This window comes from Roseovarius sp. MMSF_3350 (assembly GCF_030733425.1).
Lineage (GTDB): Bacteria > Pseudomonadota > Alphaproteobacteria > Rhodobacterales > Rhodobacteraceae > Roseovarius.
The window spans coordinates 39,477-64,475 of sequence record NZ_JASHIZ010000023.1 but is presented as its reverse complement, the minus strand read 5'-3'; the positions used below and the strand labels follow the sequence as shown (position 1 = coordinate 64,475).

Here is a 24,999-nt window from a genome sequence, read left to right as displayed (position 1 = left end):
TGCATGGCCCTGAGTTACAAAGCCCGCCGCCGCTGGTCGCTGGTGATCCTGCTGATCGCCCTGCCGCTTTACATCGTGGTGGCAGTCAACCTGACGGACTGGCTGCGGGCGCGGTATGACGTCGGCATCCTGGCCGAACTGGTGGTTTTCATCGTGCTGGGCGTCGCGTGGATCCTGCCCCTGAAGCCGGTCTTTCGCGGCGTGGGTCAGCCGGACCCGGACCGCACGGATCAGTCCTAGAACAGATGGCCTGACTTCTCGGCCTTGGTGGCGAGGTAGCGGCGGTTGTGTTCGGTCTCGCCCACCTTGAGCGGCACCCGCTCGATCACGTCGATGCCGCAGCTTCGCATCATCTCTATCTTGGCGGGGTTGTTGGTCAGCAGGCGCACCGCGCCGAACCCCATGCTACGCAGGATATCGGCGCCGATGCGGAAGTCGCGCTCGTCATCCTCGAATCCCAACCGGTGATTGGCCTCGACCGTATCGAACCCCTGATCCTGAAGCGCGTAGGCCCGTATCTTGTTGGCAAGGCCGATGCCGCGCCCCTCCTGGTTGAGGTAGAGCAGAACCCCTGCGCCTTCCGCCCCCATCTGCGCAAGGGCCGCCCGAAGCTGCGGGCCGCAATCGCATTTCAGACTGCCCAGAAGGTCGCCTGTGAAGCACGCGGAATGCAGGCGTGACAGCACGGCAGCGCCGCGCGGCGGGCTGCCGATCTCGATGGCGTAATGCTCTTCGCCGCCGTCCTCGGGGCGCCAGATGTGCAGGCGCCCGGCCTCGGACACTACCAGCGGCAGGCGGGCGCTGACGACCTTGTTCATCGGGCTCGCCTCTTTCAGATGCGCGGTGATGTCGGCCACGTTGAGAGCGGTCAGGCTCGCATCCAGCGCCTCCGCCGGGATCGCCATGACGAGCGCGGCGGGCAGAAGGCGGGCCGACTTCACCAGCATCAGCGCGGCGCGGTGGGTGTCGGCCTTGCCCTCGCGGGCAGAGGTCAGCGGGCCCTTCATCGGGGTGCGCAGGTCATCCGCAGGGTCCGCCACGGCCTGTACCCACGACAGGGGTGACTCTTTGGGGATAACGATACGCGCAAGATCACCGTCATAGGCGCGGGCCTTCAAGGTCGCGGCGCGACGCGCTGAGATGGCCAGGTGCAGGTCCAGGCCTGTCGATTGCAAAGCGGCAAGGCGGGCGGGATCGCAGGTTTCGGCTGCCGCGACGATGGCGAGCGCGTTCCCGTCGCGCAGCACCACCGGCACGCCCATGCGAAGGTCGGCGCGAGACCGCGCAAGAAGCTCTGTCTTGTCGGGGCCAAGCTGCATGGCGCGGATTCCCTTGTCGGTGACACTGTTCTGCCGGTCTGACCTACAGAGTTTTGGAACGAAATGAAACATTTGACGGCTTCGCAACACTAGCCCGTGATTACGGTGTCACAGACCTTGTCCGCTGCGTCGGGCTGGCACAAGTAGCAGCCAGTAAAACAGGGAGACTGCGATGGCTCAACTGAAGAAAATTCTGCTCGTGGACGATGACGACGACCTGCGTGAGGCCCTCAGCGAGCAACTGGTGATGACCGAAGACTTCGACGTCCTCGAGGCCGGGAACGGGGCGGAAGCCATGGCACATGCCAAGGAAGGTATATACGACCTGGTGATCCTGGATGTCGGTTTGCCCGATACCGACGGCCGCGAGCTTTGCCGGTTGATGCGCAAGCAGGGTGTCAAGGCGCCCATCGTGATGCTGACCGGCCATGACGGCGACGCCGACACGATCCTGGGCCTCGACGCGGGCGCCAACGATTACATCACCAAGCCGTTCAAGTTTCCCGTCCTTCTGGCCCGCCTTCGGGCGCAATTGCGCCAGCATGAGCAATCCGAGGATGCGATCTTCCAGCTTGGCCCATACACGTTCAAGCCGGCGATGAAGATGCTGATCACCGAGCAGGATCGGAAGATCCGCCTGACGGAAAAGGAAACCAACATCCTGAAATTCCTCTACCGATCGCCCGAGGGGGTCGTGGCCCGCGACGTGCTTTTACACGAGGTCTGGGGTTACAACGCCGGTGTCACGACGCACACGCTGGAGACGCATATCTACCGCCTGCGACAAAAAATTGAACCGGATCCCTCCAACGCGCGTTTGTTGGTGACAGAGTCGGGAGGCTATCGCCTGTTGGCTTGATCCGGAGCAAGGCCGCGTGCCGAGCCGTCCGAAAGAGATATGACTAACCCGCCGCATACGGGCCTAAATCTATGCACCTCCCTGTTGGACTGACCCCGGCCTTGGCCGGGGTCTCTTTTTGTGGAAGCTATCCGTCCGGGTCGTCGACATACGGCAGTGTTGCCTGGAAATCGCCAACCATCGTCACGGAGCCTTCGTCTTCGGCCTCAGCGCTCATTCCGGCGCCCTCGGGTGACAATATGGCCGTGAAGTCCCCCGAAATCACAAGCCGCTCACCGGCGACCGTCAAGGCCGAGAGAGTAATGTCGGTATCAGTGGGCATGGCCTTAAGAGTGCCGTTTTCCGTTGTTTGAGTGAGAATGACCGAAAGCTCTTGCGCTTCGGCCTCGGCGCCGAGCCCGTCGGTCTTGAACGAAAGCGTGAGGCCGGGATTGCGTGACAGCACCTCGGGTGCCTCGTGCGCGACAAGTCGGATCGAGACGCCATCGTTCTCACGCTTCCAATGGCTGCCACCGTCCTGGTCTGGCTCGACGACCTGCCAACTGCGGGTTTGTGCGTCGAGCATGGCACTGACGGTGCCGCTGGCGTATTGCGCGGATGCGGGCTGTGTCACGAGCAAGAACGGGATGAGCAGGGCGAGCAGACGTTTCATAAAACCTCCAGATATAGGAACGACATCTTGCCGTTGAAACGCGTAGACGGTGCGGGCGTTCCGGTTCGCAAGCTCTGGACCTCTTGGGCCGCCCTTTCTAGTGTGTCGAGAATTTGAACGAGGACCGCCGACCAATGCCTTTCACACTTGCAACCTGGAACATCAACTCGGTCCGCCTGCGCGAGCCGATCGTCCTGAAACTGTTACAGGAGGAGGCGCCGGATATCCTGTGCCTGCAGGAGTGCAAATCACCCGTCGAGAAAATCCCGCTGGAGGGGTTCGCGGCGCTTGGCTATCCCTACGTGATCGCGCGGGGGCAGAAAGGATACAACGGCGTTGCGATCCTGTCGAAGCTGCCGATCAGGGATGTGGGCGACCGGGACTTCGCGGCGCTGGGTCATGCCAGGCACGTGGCCGGAGAGCTTGAGAACGGGGTGGTCATCCACAACTTCTATGTGCCGGCCGGCGGCGATGTGCCGGACCGCGAGGTGAACCTCAAGTTCGGGCAGAAGCTGGATTACCTGACCGAGATGCGCGACTGGTTCCGCGATGACAGGCCTAGGAAATCCGTTCTTGTCGGCGATCTTAACATCGCCCCGCGTGAGGACGACGTGTGGAGCCACAAGCAGCTTCTTAAAGTGGTCAGCCACACGCCGGTCGAGGTGGAGCATCTCAACAACGCGCTTGAGGCCGGCAAATGGACCGACGTTACCCGTGCCGACATTCCCCAGGGCCAGCTTTACAGCTGGTGGTCCTACCGTGCGCGGGATTGGGACGCGGCCGACAAGGGACGGCGGCTGGATCATATATGGGCCAGCGACGATATCAGGTCCGCGGCGCATTCCAGCCGGATTCTCAGGCCTGCAAGAGGTTGGGAGAAGCCGTCGGACCACGCGCCGGTCTTTGCAACCTTCGATCTGTAGCGGGGCGAAAATCAGGGTACTTTTGGGGCGGAACCTTCTTGAAAGTTCTGGTGCGCGCGTGGTGGAAGGGGATCCGATCTGACCATAATGCTGCGCGTTTCCAATAGCTTGTTCGGTCGGGTATGGAAATCCGGACCTGTGATTTCCTCGCGTTCCACCAAACATGAGATCGTGGGGAAGCGAAATAGGGACATCTCATGCGCAAACTGTCCAGACGCGCGGTGCTTTTCGGGGGCGGGGCCCTGGTGGGCGGTGCCCTGACGTCCCGCCTGGGTGCGGATCTGCCGGGGTACGAGGGCGTGTCGTGGACGAGGCCCAAAGGTGCCGCGGGCACGCTGAACGACGCGAGCGGGCTGAGCGAGACGCCGGTGCACAAGCACCTCGTGATCGAGCGAGGGCGGGGCGATGCGCTGGTCGAGGCGGTCCGCGCCGAAATCAAGGAGGCGCGGGCCGGGGGACGGCCGGTCAATGTGGGTGCAGCGCGACATTCGATGGGCGGGCAGGCAATTCCGCGCGAAGGTCACGCGGTGACCTATCAGGGCGGGTTCGTGGAGCCGGACAGCGAGAACGGCACATACAGGGTGCAGGCGGGGACGCGCTGGTCGGAGGTGATCGCGGCGCTGGACTCGATCGGGTACGGCCCCAAGGTCATGCAATCCAACAATGACTTCGGCGTCGCGGCGACCTTCTGCGTCAATGCCCATGGCTGGCCGGTCAGGCTGGGGCCGATGGGGGCCACGGTGCGCAGCTTTGACGTGGTCTTGCCCGATGGGGAACTGGTGAGCTGTTCGCGCAAGCAAAACGCGGAACTGTTCGGGCAGACGATGGGAGGCTATGGCCTGACCGGGGCGATCACCGAGATGGTGGTGGAGATGGCGCCGAACCGGCGGCTGGTGCCACAGTTCGATGAGATGCGGGCGGAGGAATTCGGCGCGCGTTTCGTCGAAGCATTGGACGACGAAAGCGTCAACATGGCCTATGGGCGGCTGAACGTCGAGCGGGCGTCGTTCTTCGACAAGGCGCTGATGATCACCTATCGGCCAACAGAGGATCAGGCGGCGCTGGAGCCTGCGGGAGGGTCGAACATGGCGGCGCATGTGGCGGCTCGGGTCTATCGCTGGCAGTTGGGGAACGAGCCGTTCAAGTCGTTGCGCTGGTGGTTCGAGAGCGAACTGGGCCCGGCGCTGGGCGGCGGGGCGGTGACGCGCAATGCGCTGATGAACGAGCCGGTCATCACGCTGGATGACCGCGACCCGAACCGCACGGATATCCTGCATGAATACTTCGTGGCGCCGGAACGGTTTGCCGAATTCGTGGCGTTGTGCCGCGAGATCATCCCGGCCTCCTACCAGGAGTTTCTGAACGTCACGCTGCGCTTTGTCGATCGGGACCCGGTGAGCGTGCTGGCCTATGCGCCGGTGCCAAGGATCGCCGCCGTGATGTCCTTCAGCCAGGAAATGACGGCGCGGGCCGAGGCGGACATGGCGCGGATGACGCGCGCGCTGATCGACGGGGTGACGGGGATTGGCGGCACCTATTACCTGCCCTACCGGCCCCATGCCACGCCGGCGCAGATGGTGCGGGCCTATCCGCGGGCGGCGGAGTTCGCGGCCGCGAAACGGGCGCTGGACCCGGAGCTGACATTCCGCAACAACCTTTGGGACACATATCTGGGTGCGCTATGACGTTGCTTCGTAAAATCTGTTTCTTCTACACGGCGGCGCTGCTGGTCGCGGCCTCTATCAATTACATTCCGGGGCTGACCGATGAGGACGGTCTGGCCTTCGGGATCTTCGCGCTGGATCCGTTCGACGATGCGTTGCACCTGGTGTCAGCGCTCTGGGCGCTGGCGGCGGGGATGATCAGCCACCGGGCGGCGAAAATATTCCTGGTTATTTTCGGTGCGCTGTACCTGGCCGACGGGATCTTCGGGATATTCACAGCTTATGGCTTTCTTGATTTCGGAATCCTTACCAACCCGTCCCAGGGTTTTTCGCTGTCGGTGCCGCGCATCCTGGCCAACCTGCCGCATATCGGGCTGGGGGGCTTTGCGCTTTTTGCCGGAACCGTGCTGGACCGGGGGGCGCGCGCTTGATGCGGCGCCTGATGAAATGGCTGCTGCGGCTTGGGCTGGTGGTGATCGTGCTGGTCGCGGGGCTGGTGTCGCCGGTGGTTTACAACGAGTTGGCCTGTATCCCCGCGGCCAAGCCCGAGACCTATACGCCCCTTTTGCCGCCCGAGCACCGGCGTGACGAGTCGCGCACGCTGATGACCTATCCGGAATGGCATATCGTGCATGCCTATGACGATTATGCGCAGGTGATCAGCGCGGGCGATCCGCACGAGTTCGGCTATATGCAGGCGATCGGCGGGTTCTGGTCGAGCCTGTGTGCGCTGAGCCACGAGAGTGCGGAGCATGGCGGGTTCACGTCCGAGAGCAAGCAGACGATTTACGTGATCGGAGTGAGCTTTACCGCCGAACTGCTGGCCAAGGCGGCGTATGAGGAAACATTGGGGCGGCTGGCCGCGTGGTGGCGTGGACCGGAGCGTGCGCCGCTGGATGATCTGTCGGCGGACCAGGCGCGGGCCTATGCGAAGTTTTTGCAGCAGGTGCCTTGGTATAGATGGGATTTCCAGGGTGATCGCGAAGACCTTGCCACCAATGCGACCGACAGTCTGCGCGACCGCGAGCGGCGCCTGGCGCTTGGGTTGGAGTACGGTGCCAAAGCGGCCTACGCGAAAGCGATCGAGGGGGCCGTGGCGCAGGTGGGCGCGGACGCGTTGACCCTGCGGATGATCGTGACGGATATCAGCGAGGACGCGTTGCGGGCCATGGGCACGGTCGAGGTGATCGGGCCGGTGGAGGGCGGTATCGAGATCGAGACGCCGCGCTATCGCGAACTGACCGTCATCCTGCAGCAGATGGCCGAGGCCGGCGCGGAGTTCGTCGAGATCGCGGGCAATGACCAGATCATGTTCACCGCGCAGTCGCAGGCCGAGGAGGTGGCCGGGGCGATCCATTCCTTCGCGCGGCAGGGGTACGGCGATTCGCGGCATCTGGTGATCGTTAACGTGACCGACCTGGCCGAGAGATTGCGGCAGATGGAGGATGCGACGGGCGTGGAGAGGCTGCGGCTGGAACATATCCATGACTATTAGGCGCTGGGCGCTGGCGTTGGCCTGCGTGGTGGCGGGCTGGGTCGGGACGCTGATGCTGGTGATGGTGGCCACGGACGCGGCGCCGGGGGCTATAGTGCTGTTTCCCAAAGAGAACTTCGTCACCAACCTACCCGATGGCTCGGCGGTGGTTGGCGGTGGCAAAGCCTGGGTGGCGGTGCGCGGAGAGGGCCCTGGACTTGGGCTGGCGCTCTACCGGGCCGGGGGACGGGTGGTATTGCCGGCAGGGCTGCCGGGATGTCTGCCGCTGCCGGAGGGGCAGCGTTAACCGATTCGACGGCCCGGAAGGCAACGTCGGTATTGCGTCGGTATCTAAGTGGTATCACGTCAGTGCCGGTTTTCGTTCTCTGGCATGCGCCGGTTCGTTACCCCGCCACGCGGTGCGGTAACGGTGCTGGCGGCGGCGCCCCTTGCAACACGGGGCCGCGTGGGCCATTTAGACGGCAATTGACACGCCCACGCGATGCGGAGGATCCGATGCTTGAACTTGGTGGCCAGACCCAACCCCAGACCGACCTGATCAAGGACGTCTCGGAGGCGGACTTCATGACCGAGGTCGTCGAGGCCTCGCAGACCGTGCCGGTGATCGTGGATTTCTGGGCGCCGTGGTGCGGCCCGTGCAAGACGCTGGGCCCGCAATTGGAGGCGGCGGTCACCAAGGCCAAGGGCGCGGTGAAGATGGCCAAGGTCAACGTGGACGAGAACCAGATGATCGCGCAGCAGCTGCGGGTGCAGTCGATCCCGATGGTCTATGCGTTCTGGCAGGGCCAGCCGATCGACGGGTTCCAGGGCGCGGTGCCGGGATCGGAGATCGACGCGTTCGTGAGCCGCGTGGTGCAGGCCGCCGGCGGCGAGGCGGGGGATTCTGGTCTGGAAGAGGCGATTGCGGCGGCGCAGGAGATGCTGGACCAGGGGGCTGCGACCGATGCCGCCCAGACCTTTGCCGCGATCCTGCAGGAGGACGACAAGAACGCGGCCGCCTATGCCGGCCTGGTGTCGAGCCATATCGCGATGGACGATCTGGACCAGGCCGAGGCGATCCTGAACGGCGCGCCGGCGGAGATTTCCAAGGCGCCGGAACTGGAGGCGGCGGCGGCGCAGTTGGCGCTGGCGCGGCAGGCCGCGGATGCGGGGCCGGTGAGCGAATTGCGCGCGAAGGTTGAGGCCGACCCGAACGACCACCAGGCGCGGTTCGACCTGGCGCAGGCACTGCACGCGTCGGGCCAGACGCAGGAGGCGGTGGACGAACTGTTGGAGCTTTTCCGGCGCGACCGGGAGTGGAATGACGCGGCGGCGAAGACGCAGCTTTTCACCATTTTCGACGCGCTGAAACCAAGCGATCCGGTGGCGCAGGCGGGGCGGCGCAAATTGAGCTCGATGATATTTGCCTGATGCCGCCCGCGGGCTACGTCACTCGACATGATATTACAGGGTGATCTGCCGGAGATAATTCCGGTCTTTCCGTTGCCGGGGGCGCTGCTGTTGCCGCGCTCGCGACTGCCGTTGCACCTGTTCGAGCCGCGTTACCTGGCGATGCTGGACGATGCCCTGAAGACGCCGCATCGCCTGATCGGGATGGTGCAGCCGGACACCGGCGCGCGGGCGGGAGAGCACGGCCTGCACCGGATCGGCTGCGCGGGGAGGGTGACCCAGTTCTCCGAGACCGAGGACGGGCGTTACATGATCACGCTGTCGGGCGTGTCGCGGTACCGTGTGAATTCGGAGGTCGAAGGCTTCACCCCCTATCGCCGGGCGCATGTGACATGGGACGGGTTCGCGCAGGATCTTGCACCGAACGACAGCGATCCGGACTTTGACCGACTGTCCTTCATGCAGTTGCTGTCGCGCTATTTCGATGCGCGGGAGTTGTCGACCGACTGGGAGGCGCTGAAGGAGGCGGAGGATGAATTGCTGATCAATTCGCTGTCTATGCTGCTGGGGTTCGAGCCGGAGGACAAGCAGGCGCTGCTGGAGGCGCCGAGCCTTTCGACGCGCCGCGAGACTTTGGTCACGCTGATCGAGTACGATCTGCGCGGCGGGGATGACAGGGAGATGATGCAATGAGCGATGCGGACATGCCTGCGCCGGAGTTCGACCGGCACATGCTGGAGGCGCTGATCTGCCCGCAGACGCATTCGGTGCTGGAATACGATAGCGAAGCGCAGGAACTGGTGAGCCGCAACGCCGGGCTGGCCTTTCCGATCCGGTCGGGGATTCCGATCCTGCTGATCGACGAGGCGCGCAGGCTGGACTAGCGGGGTGCGCGCGCGGCGCGCACGCTGGTTGTCTCGGCGTCGGCCGGGGGCCGCCGCCTCGGGGCTGGTTCAGGCGCGACGCTGCATCCGGCTGGTGCGCCGGCCGCAGGCGTCTGAGCCTCCGGCGGGGATATTTATGGCCAGAAGAAGAGGGGGGCGCGCCACGACGACGCCCGTCTTTTCATTGCTGGAACCACTCACACTCCGAAGCGTGCGGTGCGCGGTGTCATTTGCCGTGTCGCGACCGGCTGGCCATCACGTCGCGGCCCAACGTGAGGGTGTAGGCCTCGAGCCGGTGCAGCGCGGTGTCGGCGGCGGCGGCGTCCTGAGCCTCGAGCGCGTCGGCGAGGGCGGTGTGCAGGCCGACGATTTCGCCGCGCGAGCGGGCGGTGAAGGTGATCATGTTCATCAGCGGCTGCATGGCCTCGACCGCGCCGGCCAGTTGGTAGCTGAGCACGGGGTTGCCCGCGGCGTCGACGAAGGCGCGGTGCAGGGTGACGTCGGAGGCGCAAAAGGCTTCGTCCGACAGGTCCGGCTGCGACTGGCGAGCGATCTCGGCGCGCATGGTGGCGAGGTACTCGTCGGTGCGGCGCCGGGCGGCGAGGGGGGCGCAGGCGCGTTCGAGCGTGTAGCGGGCCTCGCAGGCGGTCTCGAAGCTGACGGCGTTCATCGACAGAAGCAGCGTGGAGGTGGTGATCTGCTGGCTGTAGGCGCCCTCGTAGCTGAGGCGGTTGACGAAGGCGCCGCCGAAGGCGCCGCGCTGGGTGCGGATCAGCGATTGCGCGGCCAGGCGTTTGAGGGCCTCGCGTACGGTGGAGCGGGAGACGCCGAATTGCTCGGCCAGTTCCGCCTCGGAGGGCAGGCGTTCGCCGGTGATCATCCGGCCCTCGACGATGGCGTCGCGGATCGCCTCGGCGATCTGGGCCGAGAGGTCCTGGCGCGGTGTGGCGGGGCTGGCGGTTTTCATTTGTCAGACCTTTAATTGTCTGACATTCATAAGGGCAATCGTGACTCGAACCAAGGGTGTTCTTCGGCATGTCGGCTCTTTCCCTGCGCACCGTGGCCTGGCTGGCGTTTTTCGCGGCGATCCTGGCGGCATGGGTGGTGATGTACCTGATGGCGACGGGGATGGACCTGGACCTGATCGGGCGGCCCGGGCCGATGGGGGAGAAGATGCGGGAGATGCGGCCCGGCATGGAGATGGGCATGGGCGCCGGGATGTCGGGCGGGATGTCGGGCGGCATGGACATGATGGCGATGGACCGGTTCGGGCCGCTGTTCGCCATGTGGGCGATCATGATGGCGGCGATGATGCTGCCGACCATGGTGCCGACGCTGCGCTGTTACGACGACCTTATCCGCAGTGCCGATGGCACGACCGCCGGATGGCTGGGCGTGCTGACGGGCTATTCCGTCGCCTGGGTCGGCTTTGCCGCCGTGATCGCTTGGGTACAGGTGGCGCTGCTCTATGGTGGGGTGATCGACATGCTGGGGATCGCGAAGTCGTCCGCCATTGCCGGCGGGCTGCTGATCGTCGTGGGGGCGTTTCAGTTTACCCGGGCCAAGGAGGTGTGTCACGGGGTCTGTCACAGCCCGATGACCTATTTCCTGGGGCATTGGCGCACCGGCTTTCGCGGGGGTGTGCGCATGGGGCTGGGGCTGGGCGCGTTCTGCGTGGGCTGCTGCTGGGGCTTCATGGCGCTGGGGTTCGTGGGCGGGGTGATGAGCCTGCTTTGGATGGGCCTGGCGACGCTTTTCATGGTATTGGAGAAACTGCCGCAGATCGGGCACCGGGTGATCCGGCCGATGGGTGTGGCGCTGATCGCGGGCGGGGTGGCGGTTCTGGCCGCGCCGCTGGTAAATGGAGGATAGAGCATGGCTTTGACACGCCGGAAGGACGCCGACAAGCTGCCGGTGTCGCAGCGGATCGACAACCGGATGGCCAACCCCAAGCGGCGCAAGATGACGCCGACCGAATGGGCGATCAAGGGCGAGCTGTTCCTGAACTGTTCCTGCACGGTGTTCTGCCCCTGCGTGGTCAGCCTCGGGGCGCATCCGCCCACGGAGGGGCATTGTCATGCGTGGATGGCGATTGCGATCGACGAGGGGCATTACGAGGGCGAGGACCTGTCGGGTCTGAACGTGGGGCTGCTGGTGGATATCCCCGGGCGCATGGGCGAGGGCAACTGGAAGGTGGCGGCCTATGTGGACGAGCGCGCCTCTGGCCGCGCCTATAACGGAATTTTGCAGATCTTCAGCGGGGCGGCGGGGGGCACGACGGGCCTCTTCACCATGCTGGTGAGCGAGATCATCGGGGCGGAGCGCGAGAAGGTCGAGATCGTGCGCGACGGCAAGAAGCGCGGGCTTTATATCGGGCGCAAGATCCAGGGCGAGATCGAGATGATCGACGGGGCAAGCCCCGATCACCCGGTGATGGTGACGAACTCGAAATACTGGATGGGGCCGGATATCATCGCCGCAAGGGGCACCAAGAGCCGGGTGCGGGATTACGGCCGGGTCTGGGATTTCGGCGGCATGTCGGCGGAGGTGTGTCCGATCGACTGGAAAGGGCCGAAGTAGGGGCGCCGGCGATGATCACTCCCGAATATTGCCGCAGGATGGCGCGGTACAACGCGTGGCAGAACCGGCAGCTGACCGAGGCGCTGGACGGACAGTCGCTGGAGGTGCTGACCGAGGATCGTGGCGCGTTTTTCGGTTCGATTCTGGGGACGCTGAACCATCTGCTGTGGGGTGACCGGATGTGGATGGCGCGGTTCGATCCATCGGTCGAGGCGCCGAAGGTCGGCGTGAAGCAGAGCGTGGAGATGCATCCGACGCTGGGGGCGTGGAGCGCGGAGCGGTATCACGTGGACGGCAAGATCGGCCATTGGGCCAATTCGTTGCGCGCGATGGATCTGACCGGCGAGTTGCGGTGGTATTCCGGCACGCTGGGGCGGGACATGGTGACGCCGCGCGCCTTGTGCGTGAGCCACATGTTCAACCACCAGACCCATCACCGGGGGCAGGTGCACGCGATGATGACCGCCGCCGGGCTGGAGGCGCCGGTGAGCGACCTGTTCCTGATGCCCGGGGAGGGCTGAGCCGATGCTGGCCTTTGTCCTGGCGCTGGTGGTGATCGTGGCTGTCGCCCTGAGCCTGGGGCGGGGCCACATGGGCGAGCGCCTCGGCGGGCCGGGGAAAAAGCCGCCCAAAAGGGCGTGCAAGTGGAGCGAGACAGGCAACAGCAATGGCCGGTTCGTCGAGTATCGCTGTGCGGCCTGCGGGGTGTCGGCCTATTCCGCCACCGGTGCTGCGCCGGCGATCTGCAAGAGCAACCTGAAGGGGTCTGCCTGATGCCGATGATTTCCCTGTCGCGCCGGTTGCGGCGAACGCCTTTTTCCGACGGGGTCGAGGCCGCCGGGGTCAAGGGCTACACGGTCTACAACCACATGCTTTTGCCGACGGTGTTCCGCTCGGTCGAGGAGGATTACCGCCACCTGAAGGACGCGGTGCAGGTCTGGGACGTGGCCTGCGAGCGGCAGGTGGAGTTGCGAGGGCCGGATGCGGGGCGGCTGATGCAGATGCTGACGCCGCGCGACCTGCGGGGGATGACGGCGGGGCAGTGTTATTACGTGCCCATCGTGGACGAGACGGGGGGCATGCTGAACGACCCGGTGTCGGTGAAGCTGGCCGAGGATCGCTGGTGGATTTCGATTGCCGACAGTGACCTGCTCTACTGGGTGAAGGCCACGGCGCATGGCTGGCGGCTGGACGTGCTGGTGGATGAGCCGGACGTGTCGCCCCTGGCGGTGCAGGGGCCGAAGGCGGAAGAGCTGATGGCGCGGGTCTTTGGCGACGGGGTGCGCGATATCCGGTTCTTCCGCTTCGGCGTGTTCGATTTCCAGGGGCGGGACATGGTGATCGCGCGGTCGGGCTATTCCAAGCAGGGCGGCTTTGAGATTTACGTGGAGGGCGCGGATATCGGAATGCCGCTGTGGAACGCTTTGATGGAGGCGGGCAAGGATCTGGATGTACGTGCGGGTTGTCCGAACCTGATCGAGCGGGTGGAAAGCGGTCTGCTGAGCTATGGCAACGACATGACCGACGACAACACGCCGCATGAATGCGGGCTGGGACGGTTCTGCAACACGCAGAGCGCCATCGGCTGTATCGGGCGCGATGCGCTTTTGCGGGTGTCGAAGGAAGGGCCGGTGCAGCAGATCTGCGCGATTGCCATCGACGGGCCGAAAGTGCCGGGCTGTGACCGGTGGTGGCCGGTAACGGCAAATGGCAAGCGGGTGGGGCGGGTGAGTTCCGCCGCGTGGAGCCCGGATTTCAACATTAACGTGGCCATCGGCATGGTGCGGATGACCCATTGGGACGCGGGCACCGAATTGCAGGTGGAGGCGCCGGATCAGGTCCGGCGCGGGGTGGTGCAGGAGACGTTCTGGAACTGAGCGGGATTTGACGGCGGAGCGAGGGGCCAGCCCCTCGCGCTCCCCGGAGTATTTCGCGAACAATGAAAGCGGCGTGCGCTGGACGGACCCTACACGCCTTGCGGGCGTTTTGCCTTTGACGCGGGAGACGCGCTGAGGGTCGGGGGCGCCTGAGTATTTTGGAAGGATGAAAGCGGGGGAGCCTCGCTATGCAAGACAGGAGACTGGACATGTTCAACGCACTGGTTGTCGAGAAGGACGAAGAGAGCGGCAAGACCTCGGCGGAGGTAAAGCAGATCGGGATGGACGACCTGCCCGAGGGCGAGGTGACGGTCGCGGTCGAGTATTCGACGGTGAACTACAAGGACGGGCTCTGCATCGGGCCAGGCGGGGGGCTGGTGCGCAAGTACCCGCATGTGCCGGGGATCGATTTTGCCGGAACGGTCGAGGAAAGCTCGGACGACCGATACAGCCCCGGCGACAAGGTGGTGCTGACCGGCTGGCGCGTGGGCGAGGCGCATTGGGGCGGTTATGCCCAGAAGGCGCGCGTGAAGGCCGACTGGCTGGTGCCGCTGCCCGAGGGGCTGGATACGCGTCAGGCGATGGCGGTGGGGACCGCCGGGTTCACCGCGATGCTGGCGGTGATGGCGCTGGAGGACCAGGGGCTGGGCAAGGGCCCGGTGCTGGTCACCGGGGCGGCCGGTGGCGTGGGCAGCGTGGCGACGGCGATCCTCGCCAAGTTGGGACATGAGGTGGCGGCCGTCACCGGGCGGCCGGAGCAGGAGGGCTATCTGAAGAGCCTTGGGGCAAGCCGGATCGTGCCGCGCGAGGAGCTGGCCGAGGTCACCAAGAAGCCGCTGGAGGCGGAGGCCTGGGGCGGCTGCATTGATGCGGTCGCGGGCGCCATGCTGGGCCGGGTGTTGAAGCAGATGGAGTATGGCAGTTCGGTCGCGGCTATCGGCCTTGCGGGCGGGGCGGCGATCGAGGGGGCGTTGATCACGCCGTTCATCCTGCGCGGTGTGAACCTCTTGGGCATAGACTCGGTCATGCAGCCTTATGACAACCGGCTGCGCGCGTGGGAGCGGATCGCCAGGGACCTGCCGATGGACAAGCTGGACGAGATGGTGCAGCCCGCGACCCTGTCGGACCTGCCGGGGCTGGGGCGCGACATCCTGAAAGGCCAGGTGAAGGGCCGTGTCGTCGTCGATGTCAACGCGTGACGCCCTGACCATAAGGCTGGTGCGCGACGGCGATGCCGACGCGCTCTGGCCGATCCTCCGCGAGGTGGTGCGCGCGGGCGACACCTATGCCATCGAGCCGGACCTGTCGCAGGGCCGGCTGATGGCCTATTGGTGCGAGGCCCCGCGCGCGACCTATGTGGCGGAACTGGATGGCCAGATCCTGGGGACCTATTACATCAAGACCAACCAGGCGGGCGGAGGCAGTCACGTGTGCAATTGCGGCTACATCACGGCCCCGGCGGCGCGGGGGCGGGGTGTGGCGCGGGCGATGTGCGAGCATAGCCAGGACGTGGCACGCGCCCTGGGCTACGAGGCGATGCAGTTCAATTTCGTCGTGACCAGCAATGTGGGGGCCATCGCGCTGTGGACGAAGCTGGGCTTCGAGACGGTGGGGCGGTTGCCCAAGGCGTTCCGGCATCCCAAGCAGGGGCTGGTGGATGCGCTGGTGATGTTCAAGTGGCTGGGGCGCTGAGGCGGCATGCTCTCCGCGCGCTCGTTGGAGAGGCGGCGGTTGACGATGAAGTGCTACTTGCTTGAAGCAAATTACGGCACGCCGGATTTCCTGGATTACGTGTTCGCGCGTGCACCGGACTATGGTGAGCGGATCCACTATGACGATTACGAAGGCGAATGGGTCCCTGGCCGCGACATGAAATACGAGCATGGCGGACCAATGTCGTACGGTGCCACGGTCAAGGGTGGCAGGTTTACCGACAAGACCCGTGCCGAGTTTCAGAAGATCTGGTGCGTGAGCAGGCCCAAGGCAGATCGAAGGTTCGACGTCATCAAGCCGTTCGATGCAATCCTTGATTCCATCCCCCGTTTTCAGAGCGTCTCAAGGACGCGATCGAGGCGGTCGATCCTGCGTTGTTCGAGTTCGTGCGCATGGAGCGCACCTGGGATGATGTCCACCACAGCCCGATTGCGGGTGGGCCGTTTTATCTGGCCAATCTTCTGGCGCGCCGGGATTGCTGGGATCAGGACCGCACGCGGATCGTGCCTCAGAAGCGGGGCGACGGCAGCTATTTCAACACGATTTCGGGGTCCGGGCGCGCGGTGCTGCGGTCGCGTGTGGCAGATGCGCTGATCTGGCGTGATACCCTGACCAAGACCGTCGTCTGCGCCGATGCGTTCAAGGAGATGGCAGAGACCGTTGGCTGTAAAGGATGGCGGTTTCGGGAAATTGCGGTGACGGACGACAGGTAGGGCGGTTTTAGGGAATCCGCGACGGGGCGTTGTCGCGCGACGGTATGGACGCAGGCGGGTCGACCGTGGAGACGCGTGGGTTTTCACCCACCCTACTGGACATGTTTGGGAGTAGGGTGGGCGAGAGCCCACGCGTCGGGCGCGAGGAGGCGGGGCCCGGCGGGCGTGCGTGGGTTTCACCCATGCGTACGATGGCCCTCCATTCCGGGAAATCATGGGAATGGATGCAAGGTGGTCCTTGGGACCTCATGGATTCCTCGGCGGAATCGTGCGAATCGTTGCTGATCATGGCATGGAACTCGCGTGGGATTCGTTGAAAAAGTCGGCGATGCATCCCAGATCTCGAGGGATTGGAGAAAAAAATTGGGAAAGCGTGGGAAAACTACATGGAGCTTCTGCGCTACCATATTTTGCGTTCAATATTCGGCAGTGCGCTAGGTGCTGCGTCAAAATGGCTTAAGATGGCACAGGATGTTGATCGGGAGGGGGCTTGAAATCAACATTCTGTAGCTCAATACGCAAATTTATTATTGAGTTCCATGAAGTACCATGTCATACCTTTAACCACGATGAGGACGGACACAGGGGCACACAACGACCCCGAAAAACAACAAAGACCAGAGCAGGTTTCATACAGGTACCCGCTTCATCAGAACGAAGAGATCCGGCGCGCGGGCGAGCAGACATCCCCCCAGGTGGCGCGCGCAGCTGGACACCCCGCGAGAGCGGGACGAGGGCGGCGGATTGGGCAGTGGCAGCAGCTCAATCCGCCGTTTCGTGTTTCGGGCGGCACTTTTGAAACGCGGGGGAACGAGGGACGGGCCGGACAGTGGTTCTGAGCTTCAGAGGCGAGTTCAACCAGAAGGTTGACGGCAAGGGTCGGATGTCGATCCCTGCCGATTTTCGCGTTGTGCTGGCCGATGGCGATCCGCGCTGCCCCGAAGCCCCGCTGCCGCGTATCGTCGTGCTGCACGGGCCGCACCTGAAAAACTGTCTTCACGCCTACACGATCGACGCCATGGCCGAGATCGAAGAGGGCATCCGCAAACTTCCGCGCGGCTCGGACGCGCGCAAGCGCGCCAGCCGCATGATCCTGGGCAAGTCCTGGGACACGGAAGTGGACAAGGACGGGCGCATCGTGCTGCCCCAGCGTTTGCGTCAGCAGATCGGGCTGGAAGGCGAGGCGGTGATGGTCGCGATGGGCGATTATTTCGAGATATGGAACGCGGCGACCTATGATGAGGTCGAGGCGGCGGAGACCGCGGCCTTCCTGGAAGAGCAGGACGGCGATTTCGATCCGCTGACCCTGATAGATCCGCCCGGGGAGGAATGAGCGATGGGGAATGCTGCCGCAAACCATCCCCATGTTCCCGTTCTCATAGAACCGATTCTTCGCGCCGTGGCGCCGGTGACCGGCACGTGGCTGGACGGCACTTTGGGGGCGGGCGGTTATACCCGCCGCCTGCTGGAGGCCGGGGCCAACACCGTGATCGGCGTGGATCGCGACCCGCTTGCCATAGAGTTGGCCACCGAGTGGGCCGACGACCGGGTGGAACTGGTGCAGGGGACGTTTTCCAAGCTGGATGAGTATGGGACGGAGCTGGATGGCGTGGTCCTGGACCTGGGCGTGTCGTCGATGCAGCTGGACCGGGCCGAACGGGGGTTTTCCTTCATGAAGGACGGGCCGCTGGACATGCGGATGAGCCAGGAGGGGCCGAGTGCCGCCGATATGGTGAATGCCATGGACGAGGCGGACCTGGCCGATATCCTGTTTCTTTATGGCGAGGAGCGGGCGAGCCGGCGGATCGCGCGGGCCATCGTGAAGAAGCGCGAGGACGTGCCGATCGTTACCACGCTGCAACTGGCGGAGATCATCGAGGGATGCCTGCCGCGCCCGAAGCCGGGGCAGGTGCATCCCGCGACGCGCAGCTTTCAGGCGATCCGGATTGCGGTGAACGACGAGTATGGCGAGCTGGTCGAAGGGCTGGAGGCCGCCGAGCGCGCCTTGAAGCCCGGCGGGCAGCTGGCCGTGGTGACGTTTCATTCCATCGAGGACCGGATGGTGAAACGCTTTCTGGCCGAAAAGACCGGGAATACCGGCGGTGGCAGCCGGCACGCGCCGGTAATCGAGCAGGACCCGCCGACATTCCGGCAGGACACGCGCAAGGCCATCGGGCCGGACGAGGCGGAACTGGCGGAAAACCCGCGGGCGCGCAGTGCCAAGCTGCGTGTCGCCCAGCGGACCGATGCCGCGCCGCGGCCGGTGGACAGGGGCCGCATCGGGATGCCGATGCCGAAGACGCATAATCGACGAGGGGACAGGTAATGCGCAGTTTTTTCTACGTCATGACCGCCGTCATGGTCATCGCACTGGCCTTCTGGGCCTACCGGGAAAACTATGAAACGCAGGCCGCGCTGTCGCGGTCGGAAGCGGTGCAGCAAAAGATAGCGGACCAGCGCCAGCGTCTGCGCGTGCTGAACGCGGAATGGGCCTATCTGAACCGGCCCGATCGGCTGCGCGACCTGGTCGAAATCAATTTCGATCAGCTGGGGCTGTTGCCGTTCCAGCCCTACCAGTTCGGCAAGATCGATCAGGTGGCCTATCCGTCCGAGGGGCCCTTGCCGATTTCCAATGTCATCGACGTGATGGAACGGGAGCAGCAGCCATGATCCGCACCCCCTTGCGCCCGCTGGCGCGTATCCTCAAGGCCCGGGAAGCGGGCGAGAACCCCGACGCCATCGAGCGCGAGAACATCCGCCTGCGCCACGAGGAGATGCGCGACCGTGCGCGGATGCGCGCCGAGGGACGCCTGTTGGTGATGGGGGCGTTCTTTGTCTGCGCCTTTGCGGTCATTGGCGGGCGCATGGGCGTGCTGGCCAATACCGACCCCGAAGAGCCGCGCACCGGGTTCGCGGGCGCCGATATCGTGGCGCAGCGGGCCGATATCGTGGACCGCGAGGGGCGCATCCTGGCCACGAATTTCGAGACCTACAGCCTGTATGCCCAGCCCCAGCAGATGGTCGAGCCCGAGCGGGCGGCCGAGGCACTGGCGGCGATCTTCCCGGATCTGAAGGTCGATCGGCTGAAGCGGGATTTCACGGGCAAGCGCAAGTTCCTGTGGGTGAAGAAGAAGCTGAGCCCCGAGCAGCGCCAGGCGGTGCATGACATCGGCGAGCCGGGGCTGCTGTTCGGGCCGCGCGAAATGCGGCTTTATCCCAACGGCAAGCTGGCCGCGCATGTCTTGGGCGGCGCGAGTTTCGGGCGCGAGGGCGTGCACGCGGCGGAAGTCATCGGTGTCGCGGGCGTCGAGAAATTCTATGACAAGCGGCTGCGCGATCCGGCGATGGGGCACAAGCCTTTGCAACTGTCGATTGACCTGTCGGTGCAGTCGGCGGTCGAGCGGGTGTTGCAGGGCGGCATGATGCTGATGAACGCCAAGGGTGCTGCGGCGGTGCTGATGGAGGTGCAGACCGGCGAGGTCGTGGCTCTGGCCAGCCTGCCGGATTTCGACCCCAACGACCGCCCCCGCCCGCCGATTGCCGGGGAAAAGCCCGGCGACAGCCCGCTGTTCAACCGGGCGGTGCAGGGTGTCTATGAGCTGGGCTCGGTTTTCAAGGCGTTCACCGTCGCGCAGGCGCTCGACCTTGGGCTGGTGAATCCGTCGACGATGATCGACACCAAGGGGCCGCTGCGCTTCGGCAAGTACAGGATTCGCGATTTCCGCAATTACGGCAACGAGCTGGATGTCAAAACGGTGCTGGTCAAGTCATCCAATATCGGCACCGCGCGCATCGCGCAGATGATCGGAATCGACCGGCAGCAGGATTTCCTCAAGTCACTGGGCTTTTTCGAGCCGACGCCGTTCGAGATTGTCGAGGCGGAGGGCGGCAAGCCGCTTTTGCCCTCGAAATGGACCGATCTGTCGCTGATGACGATCTCCTACGGGCACGGGTTGTCATCGAGCCCGCTGCACCTGGCGGCGGGATATGCGACCATCGCCAATGGCGGGCGGTTGGTGAAACCGACGGTGATCAAGCAGCCCAAGGGGCAGCTGGGGCCTCGGGTGATGTCGGAGCGTGCGGCGGCCGAGACGATGCAGATGCTGCGCGATGTGGTCACCGAGGGCACGGCCTCTTTCGCCGAGGTCGACGGCTACGCGGTGGGTGGCAAGACGGGGACAGCGGACAAGCCGAAGCCCAGCGGCGGGTATTACGAGGACAAGGTGATCGCCACCTTCGCCAGCGTGTTCCCGGCGCATGATCCGCGCTACGTTCTGGTGGTGACACTGGACGAGCCGGTGGAGACCACGGGCCCCGAGCCGCGCCGGACGGCAGGCTGGACCACGGTGCCGGTGGCGGCGGAAATCACACGTCGCGTCGCGCCGCTTCTGGGGCTGCGGCCCGAGATTGAACCCGCGCCATTAACAGGTATAACGCTGACATCGAATTGACGGGTTGAGACAAAGGCCGAAGGCGTGGGGCAGAGCAAATCCTTGGCAGAGCTGGGCCTGACCGCCCAGGGGGGCCGGCGGGCCGAGATCACCGGGCTGGCGGTGGACAGCCGCGAGGTGAAGGACGGGGTCCTGTTCGCGGCGTTGCCGGGAAGCCGCGTGCATGGCGGCGAGTTCATTTCCTACGCGCTGCGCATGGGGGCGGCGGCGATCCTGACCGACCCCGAGGGCGTGGCGCTGGCCGCCGAGGAACTGGCCGACAGCGATGCCGCGCTGGTGGTGGCCGAGGATCCGCGCCAGACGCTTTCGTTTGCCGCCGCATTGTGGTTCGGCGCGCAGCCCGAGACGATGGTGGCGGTGACAGGCACCAACGGCAAGACATCGGTGGCGAGTTTCACGCGGCAGATCTGGATGGCGCTGGGGCTGGAGGCGGTGAACCTGGGCACCACGGGCGTCGAGGGTGCGTGGGAGGCGCCGCTGGCGCATACCACGCCCGAGCCGATCACGCTGCACCGGGTGCTGGCCGAGGCCGAGGCAAACGGCATCACCCATGCGGCGATGGAGGCGTCGAGCCACGGTTTGGCGCAGCGGCGACTGGACGGTGTGCGTCTGGTGGCGGCGGGGTTCACGAACCTGAGCCAGGATCACCTGGATTACCACGCCGATTTCGACGACTACTTCAACGCCAAGGCGGGCCTGTTCGAGCGGGTCCTGCCCGAGGACGGCGTGGCCGTGATCAACGTCGATGACCCGCGCGGGCCGGGCATGGCGGACGTGGCCCATGGCCGGGGGCAGGACGTGCTGGCCGTGGGCCGGGCCGAAGGGGCGGACCTGCGGATCCTGAACCGGGTATTCTCGCCCACCGGGCAGACCTTGCGGTTTTCCTGGCGCGGGCAGGTGCATCAGGTTGAACTGAACCTGATCGGGGGCTTTCAGACCGACAACGTGATGCTGGCCGCGGGACTGGCCATCGGCGCAGGCGCGGACCCGGATCGGGTGTTCGCCACGCTACCGGTGATGCGCACGGTGCGGGGCCGGATGCAGCTGGCCGCGACGCGCTCCAGCGGGGCGGCGGTGTTCGTGGATTACGCCCATACGCCCGAGGCGGTGTCGACCGCGCTTTACGCGCTGCGCCCGCATGTGCTGGGCCGGATGGTGGCGATCGTGGGCGCGGGCGGCGACCGCGACCGGGGCAAGCGGCCCCTGATGGGCCGGGCGGCGGCGGAAAATGCCGACGCGGTGATCGTGACCGACGACAACCCCCGCAGCGAGGCGCCGGGCGACATTCGCGCCGCCGTGATGGAGGGCGTGCGCCAGGCGGGGGGCGAGGACCGGGCCATCGAAGTGGGGGACCGGGCCGAGGCGATTCTGCGCGGCGTCGACATGCTGGGTCCGGGCGATGCGCTGCTGATCTGCGGCAAGGGGCACGAGACCGGGCAGGTCGTGGGCGATGACGTTTTCCCTTTCGACGATTGCGAACAGGCCAGCGTGGCGGTCTCGGCCTTGGACGGGGGCGTGGCGTGAGCGACTTGTGGACAGCGCAGGAGGCCGCGGCGGCCACGGGCGGGCGCAGCACTTGCGACTGGACCGCGACGGGCGTGTCGATCGACACCCGGACGCTGGCGCAGGGCGATCTGTTCGTGGCTTTGAAGGATGTGCGCGACGGGCATGACTTCGTGGAGCAGGCGCTGGAGAATGGCGCGGCGGCTGCATTGGTTGCGCGCGTCCCCGAGGGCGTGGCCGCTGATGCGCCGCTTCTGATCGTGGACGAGGTGCTGCCGGCGCTCGAGGACCTGGGCCGGGCGGCGCGGGCGCGAACGGATGCGAAGGTGGTGGCGATCACCGGGTCGGTGGGCAAGACCTCGACCAAGGAGATGATGCGCGCCGCATTGCAGGGGCAGGGCAAGACACATGCCGCCGAAGCGAGTTACAACAACCATTGGGGCGTGCCGCTGACGCTGGCGCGGATGCCGCGCGACACCCAGTTCGCGGTGATCGAGATCGGGATGAACCATCCGGGAGAGATTTCGCCGCTGGCCGTGATGGCGCGCCCGCACGTGGCGCTGATCACCACCATCGCGGCGGCGCATCTGGAGGCGTTCGAGAATATCGAGGGGATTGCGCGGGAGAAGGCTGCGATATTCGACGGGTTGGAGCCGGGCGGCACGGCGGTGATCAACGCCGACGTCGGCACGGCGGATATACTGGAAGACGCGGCACGCGCGAAGGCCGGGACGGTGGTGCGGTTCGGAACCGCGGAGGGGGTCGAAATCCGGCTGACCGACGTGACGGTGCATGACGCCGCCACCGTGGGCAAGGCAGAGGTCGCGGGCGAGGAGATCCTGTTCAAGGTCGGCACGCCGGGCCGGCATTTCGCGCTGAACGCGCTGGCGGTCATCGCCGCCGCGCAGGCGATGGGGGCGGACCGGGACGTGGTGGTCTGCGACCTGGGCCTGTGGCGGCCGTACAAGGGGCGCGGCACGCGCGAGGTGCTGGTGCTGGACGCGGTCGAGGAGGCGATGTCGATCGAGCTGATCGACGACGCGTTCAATGCCAACCCGACCTCGATGGCCGCGGCGCTGGAAGTTCTGGCCGCCGCCAGGGTGCGCGACGACATCGGGCGGGTGTCCGCGGGGCGGCGGATCGCCATTCTGGGCGACATGCTGGAACTGGGCCCGGACGAGGCGCGGATGCACCGCGACATCGCGAAACTTCCCTTCATGGACCAGGTGCAGGTCATCCATTGTGTCGGTCCGCGCATGAAAACCCTTTACGACGCGCTGCCGGAGGCGCAAAGGGGCCGCTGGACGGAAACCGCGGCGGACCTGGCCGCCGAGGCGCACCGTCTGGTGGATGCGGGCGACGTGATCCTGGTGAAGGGCTCGAAGGGCAGCCGCGTCAGCGAAGTTGTCACCGCGCTGCGCCGTCTGGCGCAGGCCGTCGCGGAAAAAGAGGACGTTTGAATGCTTTACTGGTTAACCGAATTGTCGGATGGCGGCGACGTCTTCAACCTGTTTCGCTATATCACCTTCCGCTCGGGCGGGGCGTTCCTGACCGCGCTGGTTTTCGGCTTCATCTTCGGACCTCCGCTGATCAACGTGCTGCGCCGGACCCAGGGCAAGGGCCAGCCCATCCGCAGCGACGGCCCCGAAGGGCACCTGGCGAAGTCGGGCACGCCCACGATGGGGGGGCTGCTGATCGTCGGCGCGCTGCTGACCGCGACGCTGTTCTGGGCGCGGCTGGACAACCCCTTTGTCTGGCTGGTGCTGTTCGTGACCATGTGTTTTGGCCTGATCGGGTTCTGGGACGACTACGCCAAGGTCAGCAAGCAGAACCACAAGGGCGTGCCGGGCAAGGTAAGGCTGGCTCTGGGGTTTCTGATCGCAGGCGTGGCGGCCTATTGGGCCAGCATGTACCACCCCAGTGAATTGCAATACCAATTGGCGCTGCCGGTGTTCAAGGACACGCTGATCAACATGGGTCTGTTCTTCATCCCCTTTGCGATGTTCGTGATCGTGGGGGCGGCGAATGCCGTCAACCTGACCGATGGCCTTGATGGGCTGGCGATCATGCCGGTGATGATCGCCGCCGTGACGCTGGGGATCATCGCCTATGCCGTGGGACGCGTCGACTTTACCGAGTACCTCGATGTGCACTACGTGCCGGGGACGGGGGAGATCCTGGTCTTCGTGGCGGGGCTGGCCGGGGGCGGACTTGGGTTTCTGTGGTACAACGCGCCGCCGGCGGCGGTCTTCATGGGCGACACCGGGTCGCTGGCCCTGGGCGGCGCGCTGGGGGCCATCGCGGTGGCGGCCAAGCACGAGATCGTGCTGGGCATCGTCGGCGGCATCTTTGTGGTCGAGGCGCTGAGCGTCATCATCCAGGTGATGTATTTCAAGCGCACCGGCAAGCGTGTGTTCCTGATGGCGCCGATCCACCACCATTACGAGAAAAAGGGCTGGGCCGAGCCGCAGATCGTCATCCGCTTCTGGATCATCGCGCTGATTCTGGCGATGATCGGGCTGGCGACGCTGAAGGTGCGGTGATGGCGACGGTCCGCGACACCAGGGGCATGATCAAGGGCATGGCGCCGGTGCACGACGCCGAGACCTGGCATTTCTGCACGACGGATGACCGGGACCTGGCGGAGCGCGCGCGGCCGCATGCGCTGGCGGTCTTTGGCGAGGATGAGGGCGTGTCGCTGATCCTGCCGGATGAAGTGGCGCGGGATCTGGATTTCCCCGTGGAGATGCCGATGAGCCGGATCACCCTGTCGGTGCATTCGGCGCTCGACGGCGTAGGGCTGACGGCGGCAGTGGCCGGCGCTCTGGCCGAGGCGCTGATCCCCTGCAACGTGGTCGCGGCCTATCATCACGATCATGTCTTCGTGCCCGAGGAGCTGGCCGGGAAGGCGATGGCGATCCTGCAGGACGTGGCGCGGCAGGCGGAGTGACATCGGCGATCTCTGGTCACGCGGGCG

General features: G+C 65.4%; 28 protein-coding genes and 1 pseudogene. 26 read left to right on the top strand and 3 right to left on the bottom strand.

Features of this window, described 5'->3' with window-relative positions; translation table 11 throughout:
- Positions 1 to 3 precede the first annotated feature (3 nt).
- Positions 4 to 240, top strand: coding sequence for a DUF2842 domain-containing protein (locus RBB31_RS18170; RefSeq protein WP_306130672.1), 237 nt, complete (start codon positions 4 to 6; stop codon positions 238 to 240).
- Here the strand turns inward: RBB31_RS18170 and ribA are convergent.
- Positions 237 to 1,319, bottom strand: a complete 1,083-nt coding sequence (ribA, locus tag RBB31_RS18165) for a GTP cyclohydrolase II (protein WP_306130671.1) — start codon at positions 1,317 to 1,319, stop codon at positions 237 to 239. The two genes, RBB31_RS18170 and ribA, sit on opposite strands and share 4 nt — an antisense overlap.
- Before the next feature lie 172 nt (positions 1,320 to 1,491).
- Here ribA and RBB31_RS18160 point away from each other — a divergent pair, with 172 nt between their 5' ends.
- Positions 1,492 to 2,178 (top strand): response regulator transcription factor, encoded by a 687-nt coding sequence (locus tag RBB31_RS18160; protein ID WP_306130670.1) that lies wholly within the window; start codon positions 1,492 to 1,494, stop codon positions 2,176 to 2,178.
- Positions 2,179 to 2,305: 127 nt separating this feature from the next.
- Here the strand turns inward: RBB31_RS18160 and RBB31_RS18155 are convergent, their stop codons facing one another.
- A complete protein-coding gene (locus tag RBB31_RS18155) occupies positions 2,306 to 2,830 on the bottom strand; it encodes a hypothetical protein (RefSeq protein ID WP_306130669.1) in 525 nt (174 codons plus the stop codon).
- A gap of 134 nt (positions 2,831 to 2,964) precedes the next feature.
- Here RBB31_RS18155 and RBB31_RS18150 point away from each other — a divergent pair, with 134 nt between their 5' ends.
- From RBB31_RS18150 to RBB31_RS18115, 8 genes are all read left to right on the top strand, one after another.
- On the top strand, positions 2,965 to 3,753 hold the full coding sequence (locus tag RBB31_RS18150; RefSeq protein WP_306130668.1) for an exodeoxyribonuclease III: 789 nt from the start codon (positions 2,965 to 2,967) through the stop codon (positions 3,751 to 3,753).
- A gap of 197 nt (positions 3,754 to 3,950) precedes the next feature.
- A complete protein-coding gene (locus RBB31_RS18145; protein ID WP_306130667.1) occupies positions 3,951 to 5,438 on the top strand; it encodes an FAD-binding oxidoreductase in 1,488 nt (495 codons plus the stop codon).
- Positions 5,435 to 5,848 carry a DUF4383 domain-containing protein gene (locus tag RBB31_RS18140; protein ID WP_306130666.1) on the top strand — a complete coding sequence of 138 codons (414 nt, stop codon included), beginning with the start codon at positions 5,435 to 5,437 and terminating at the stop codon, positions 5,846 to 5,848. Before RBB31_RS18145 ends, RBB31_RS18140 begins: the two co-directional genes overlap by 4 nt.
- 11 nt (positions 5,849 to 5,859) lie before the next feature.
- Positions 5,860 to 6,912 (top strand): hypothetical protein, encoded by a 1,053-nt coding sequence (locus RBB31_RS18135; protein ID WP_306130665.1) that lies wholly within the window; start codon positions 5,860 to 5,862, stop codon positions 6,910 to 6,912.
- The gene (locus tag RBB31_RS18130) at positions 6,902 to 7,198 is read left to right on the top strand and encodes a hypothetical protein (RefSeq protein WP_306130664.1); all 297 of its coding nucleotides are present in this window, start codon (positions 6,902 to 6,904) and stop codon (positions 7,196 to 7,198) included. Before RBB31_RS18135 ends, RBB31_RS18130 begins: the two co-directional genes overlap by 11 nt.
- A gap of 209 nt (positions 7,199 to 7,407) precedes the next feature.
- A complete protein-coding gene (locus RBB31_RS18125; protein WP_306130663.1) occupies positions 7,408 to 8,322 on the top strand; it encodes a co-chaperone YbbN in 915 nt (304 codons plus the stop codon).
- A gap of 27 nt (positions 8,323 to 8,349) precedes the next feature.
- Entirely contained in the window at positions 8,350 to 8,994 is a 645-nt protein-coding gene (locus tag RBB31_RS18120; protein WP_306130662.1) for an LON peptidase substrate-binding domain-containing protein, read from the top strand.
- Entirely contained in the window at positions 8,991 to 9,185 is a 195-nt protein-coding gene (locus RBB31_RS18115) for a Trm112 family protein (protein WP_306130661.1), read from the top strand. The genes RBB31_RS18120 and RBB31_RS18115 overlap by 4 nt, the downstream gene beginning before the upstream one ends.
- A gap of 226 nt (positions 9,186 to 9,411) precedes the next feature.
- Here RBB31_RS18115 and RBB31_RS18110 read toward each other — a convergent pair whose 3' ends face one another.
- Complete coding sequence (locus tag RBB31_RS18110) at positions 9,412 to 10,152, bottom strand: FadR/GntR family transcriptional regulator (RefSeq protein WP_306130660.1); 741 nt, start codon at positions 10,150 to 10,152, stop codon at positions 9,412 to 9,414.
- A 68-nt stretch (positions 10,153 to 10,220) separates the two neighbouring features.
- Between RBB31_RS18110 and RBB31_RS18105 the strand changes: the two genes are divergently transcribed.
- From RBB31_RS18105 to RBB31_RS18030, 16 genes and pseudogenes are all read left to right on the top strand, one after another.
- The gene (locus RBB31_RS18105) at positions 10,221 to 11,057 is read left to right on the top strand and encodes a DUF2182 domain-containing protein (protein ID WP_306130659.1); all 837 of its coding nucleotides are present in this window, start codon (positions 10,221 to 10,223) and stop codon (positions 11,055 to 11,057) included.
- Positions 11,058 to 11,060: 3 nt separating this feature from the next.
- Positions 11,061 to 11,765 (top strand): DUF1326 domain-containing protein, encoded by a 705-nt coding sequence (locus RBB31_RS18100; protein WP_306130658.1) that lies wholly within the window; start codon positions 11,061 to 11,063, stop codon positions 11,763 to 11,765.
- 11 nt (positions 11,766 to 11,776) lie between these two features.
- The gene (locus RBB31_RS18095) at positions 11,777 to 12,286 is read left to right on the top strand and encodes a DinB family protein (protein WP_306130657.1); all 510 of its coding nucleotides are present in this window, start codon (positions 11,777 to 11,779) and stop codon (positions 12,284 to 12,286) included.
- A gap of 4 nt (positions 12,287 to 12,290) precedes the next feature.
- Complete coding sequence (locus RBB31_RS18090; protein WP_306130656.1) at positions 12,291 to 12,539, top strand: hypothetical protein; 249 nt, start codon at positions 12,291 to 12,293, stop codon at positions 12,537 to 12,539.
- Entirely contained in the window at positions 12,539 to 13,642 is a 1,104-nt protein-coding gene (locus RBB31_RS18085) for a dimethylsulfoniopropionate demethylase (RefSeq protein ID WP_306130655.1), read from the top strand. The genes RBB31_RS18090 and RBB31_RS18085 overlap by 1 nt, the downstream gene beginning before the upstream one ends.
- Positions 13,643 to 13,851: 209 nt before the next feature.
- A complete protein-coding gene (gene acuI / locus RBB31_RS18080) occupies positions 13,852 to 14,841 on the top strand; it encodes an acryloyl-CoA reductase (RefSeq protein WP_306130687.1) in 990 nt (329 codons plus the stop codon).
- Positions 14,828 to 15,334, top strand: coding sequence for a GNAT family N-acetyltransferase (locus RBB31_RS18075; RefSeq protein ID WP_306130654.1), 507 nt, complete (start codon positions 14,828 to 14,830; stop codon positions 15,332 to 15,334). The genes acuI and RBB31_RS18075 overlap by 14 nt, the downstream gene beginning before the upstream one ends.
- 365 nt (positions 15,335 to 15,699) lie before the next feature.
- Positions 15,700 to 16,068: pseudogene (locus tag RBB31_RS18070) on the top strand (imm11 family protein); the annotation flags it as partial.
- Between the two features lie 829 nt (positions 16,069 to 16,897).
- Complete coding sequence (locus RBB31_RS18065) at positions 16,898 to 17,401, top strand: division/cell wall cluster transcriptional repressor MraZ (protein WP_306130652.1); 504 nt, start codon at positions 16,898 to 16,900, stop codon at positions 17,399 to 17,401.
- 3 nt (positions 17,402 to 17,404) lie between these two features.
- Positions 17,405 to 18,394, top strand: a complete 990-nt coding sequence (gene rsmH / locus RBB31_RS18060; protein ID WP_306130651.1) for a 16S rRNA (cytosine(1402)-N(4))-methyltransferase RsmH — start codon at positions 17,405 to 17,407, stop codon at positions 18,392 to 18,394.
- Positions 18,394 to 18,738: a cell division protein FtsL gene (locus RBB31_RS18055; protein WP_306130650.1), complete on the top strand. Its 345-nt coding sequence runs from the start codon at positions 18,394 to 18,396 to the stop codon at positions 18,736 to 18,738. The genes rsmH and RBB31_RS18055 overlap by 1 nt, the downstream gene beginning before the upstream one ends.
- Positions 18,735 to 20,519, top strand: a complete 1,785-nt coding sequence (locus tag RBB31_RS18050) for a penicillin-binding protein 2 (RefSeq protein WP_306130649.1) — start codon at positions 18,735 to 18,737, stop codon at positions 20,517 to 20,519. The genes RBB31_RS18055 and RBB31_RS18050 overlap by 4 nt, the downstream gene beginning before the upstream one ends.
- A gap of 24 nt (positions 20,520 to 20,543) precedes the next feature.
- Positions 20,544 to 22,043 (top strand): UDP-N-acetylmuramoyl-L-alanyl-D-glutamate--2,6-diaminopimelate ligase, encoded by a 1,500-nt coding sequence (locus tag RBB31_RS18045; RefSeq protein ID WP_306130648.1) that lies wholly within the window; start codon positions 20,544 to 20,546, stop codon positions 22,041 to 22,043.
- Positions 22,040 to 23,482 (top strand): UDP-N-acetylmuramoyl-tripeptide--D-alanyl-D-alanine ligase, encoded by a 1,443-nt coding sequence (gene murF, locus RBB31_RS18040; RefSeq protein WP_306130647.1) that lies wholly within the window; start codon positions 22,040 to 22,042, stop codon positions 23,480 to 23,482. The genes RBB31_RS18045 and murF overlap by 4 nt, the downstream gene beginning before the upstream one ends.
- The gene (gene mraY / locus RBB31_RS18035) at positions 23,483 to 24,565 is read left to right on the top strand and encodes a phospho-N-acetylmuramoyl-pentapeptide-transferase (protein WP_306130646.1); all 1,083 of its coding nucleotides are present in this window, start codon (positions 23,483 to 23,485) and stop codon (positions 24,563 to 24,565) included. It begins immediately after the preceding gene.
- Positions 24,565 to 24,972 (top strand): ACT domain-containing protein, encoded by a 408-nt coding sequence (locus tag RBB31_RS18030; protein WP_306130645.1) that lies wholly within the window; start codon positions 24,565 to 24,567, stop codon positions 24,970 to 24,972. The genes mraY and RBB31_RS18030 overlap by 1 nt, the downstream gene beginning before the upstream one ends.
- The last annotated feature ends 27 nt before the right edge of the window (positions 24,973 to 24,999 follow it).

Excerpts from the sequence above, each read along its gene's own strand:
- RBB31_RS18170 (WP_306130672.1), top strand. The coding sequence starts at position 4 with ATGGCCCTGAGTTACAAAGCCCGCCGCCGCTGGTCGCTGGTGATCCTG.
- ribA (WP_306130671.1), bottom strand. The coding sequence starts at position 1,319 with ATGCAGCTTGGCCCCGACAAGACAGAGCTTCTTGCGCGGTCTCGCGCC.
- RBB31_RS18160 (WP_306130670.1), top strand. The coding sequence starts at position 1,492 with ATGGCTCAACTGAAGAAAATTCTGCTCGTGGACGATGACGACGACCTG.
- RBB31_RS18155 (WP_306130669.1), bottom strand. The coding sequence starts at position 2,830 with ATGAAACGTCTGCTCGCCCTGCTCATCCCGTTCTTGCTCGTGACACAG.
- RBB31_RS18150 (WP_306130668.1), top strand. The coding sequence starts at position 2,965 with ATGCCTTTCACACTTGCAACCTGGAACATCAACTCGGTCCGCCTGCGC.
- RBB31_RS18145 (WP_306130667.1), top strand. The coding sequence starts at position 3,951 with ATGCGCAAACTGTCCAGACGCGCGGTGCTTTTCGGGGGCGGGGCCCTG.
- RBB31_RS18140 (WP_306130666.1), top strand. The coding sequence starts at position 5,435 with ATGACGTTGCTTCGTAAAATCTGTTTCTTCTACACGGCGGCGCTGCTG.
- RBB31_RS18135 (WP_306130665.1), top strand. The coding sequence starts at position 5,860 with ATGAAATGGCTGCTGCGGCTTGGGCTGGTGGTGATCGTGCTGGTCGCG.
- RBB31_RS18130 (WP_306130664.1), top strand. The coding sequence starts at position 6,902 with ATGACTATTAGGCGCTGGGCGCTGGCGTTGGCCTGCGTGGTGGCGGGC.
- RBB31_RS18125 (WP_306130663.1), top strand. The coding sequence starts at position 7,408 with ATGCTTGAACTTGGTGGCCAGACCCAACCCCAGACCGACCTGATCAAG.
- RBB31_RS18120 (WP_306130662.1), top strand. The coding sequence starts at position 8,350 with ATGATATTACAGGGTGATCTGCCGGAGATAATTCCGGTCTTTCCGTTG.
- RBB31_RS18115 (WP_306130661.1), top strand. The coding sequence starts at position 8,991 with ATGAGCGATGCGGACATGCCTGCGCCGGAGTTCGACCGGCACATGCTG.
- RBB31_RS18110 (WP_306130660.1), bottom strand. The coding sequence starts at position 10,152 with ATGAAAACCGCCAGCCCCGCCACACCGCGCCAGGACCTCTCGGCCCAG.
- RBB31_RS18105 (WP_306130659.1), top strand. The coding sequence starts at position 10,221 with ATGTCGGCTCTTTCCCTGCGCACCGTGGCCTGGCTGGCGTTTTTCGCG.
- RBB31_RS18100 (WP_306130658.1), top strand. The coding sequence starts at position 11,061 with ATGGCTTTGACACGCCGGAAGGACGCCGACAAGCTGCCGGTGTCGCAG.
- RBB31_RS18095 (WP_306130657.1), top strand. The coding sequence starts at position 11,777 with ATGATCACTCCCGAATATTGCCGCAGGATGGCGCGGTACAACGCGTGG.
- RBB31_RS18090 (WP_306130656.1), top strand. The coding sequence starts at position 12,291 with ATGCTGGCCTTTGTCCTGGCGCTGGTGGTGATCGTGGCTGTCGCCCTG.
- RBB31_RS18085 (WP_306130655.1), top strand. The coding sequence starts at position 12,539 with ATGCCGATGATTTCCCTGTCGCGCCGGTTGCGGCGAACGCCTTTTTCC.
- acuI (WP_306130687.1), top strand. The coding sequence starts at position 13,852 with ATGTTCAACGCACTGGTTGTCGAGAAGGACGAAGAGAGCGGCAAGACC.
- RBB31_RS18075 (WP_306130654.1), top strand. The coding sequence starts at position 14,828 with ATGTCAACGCGTGACGCCCTGACCATAAGGCTGGTGCGCGACGGCGAT.
- rsmH (WP_306130651.1), top strand. The coding sequence starts at position 17,405 with ATGGGGAATGCTGCCGCAAACCATCCCCATGTTCCCGTTCTCATAGAA.
- RBB31_RS18055 (WP_306130650.1), top strand. The coding sequence starts at position 18,394 with ATGCGCAGTTTTTTCTACGTCATGACCGCCGTCATGGTCATCGCACTG.
- RBB31_RS18050 (WP_306130649.1), top strand. The coding sequence starts at position 18,735 with ATGATCCGCACCCCCTTGCGCCCGCTGGCGCGTATCCTCAAGGCCCGG.
- mraY (WP_306130646.1), top strand. The coding sequence starts at position 23,483 with ATGCTTTACTGGTTAACCGAATTGTCGGATGGCGGCGACGTCTTCAAC.
- RBB31_RS18030 (WP_306130645.1), top strand. The coding sequence starts at position 24,565 with ATGGCGACGGTCCGCGACACCAGGGGCATGATCAAGGGCATGGCGCCG.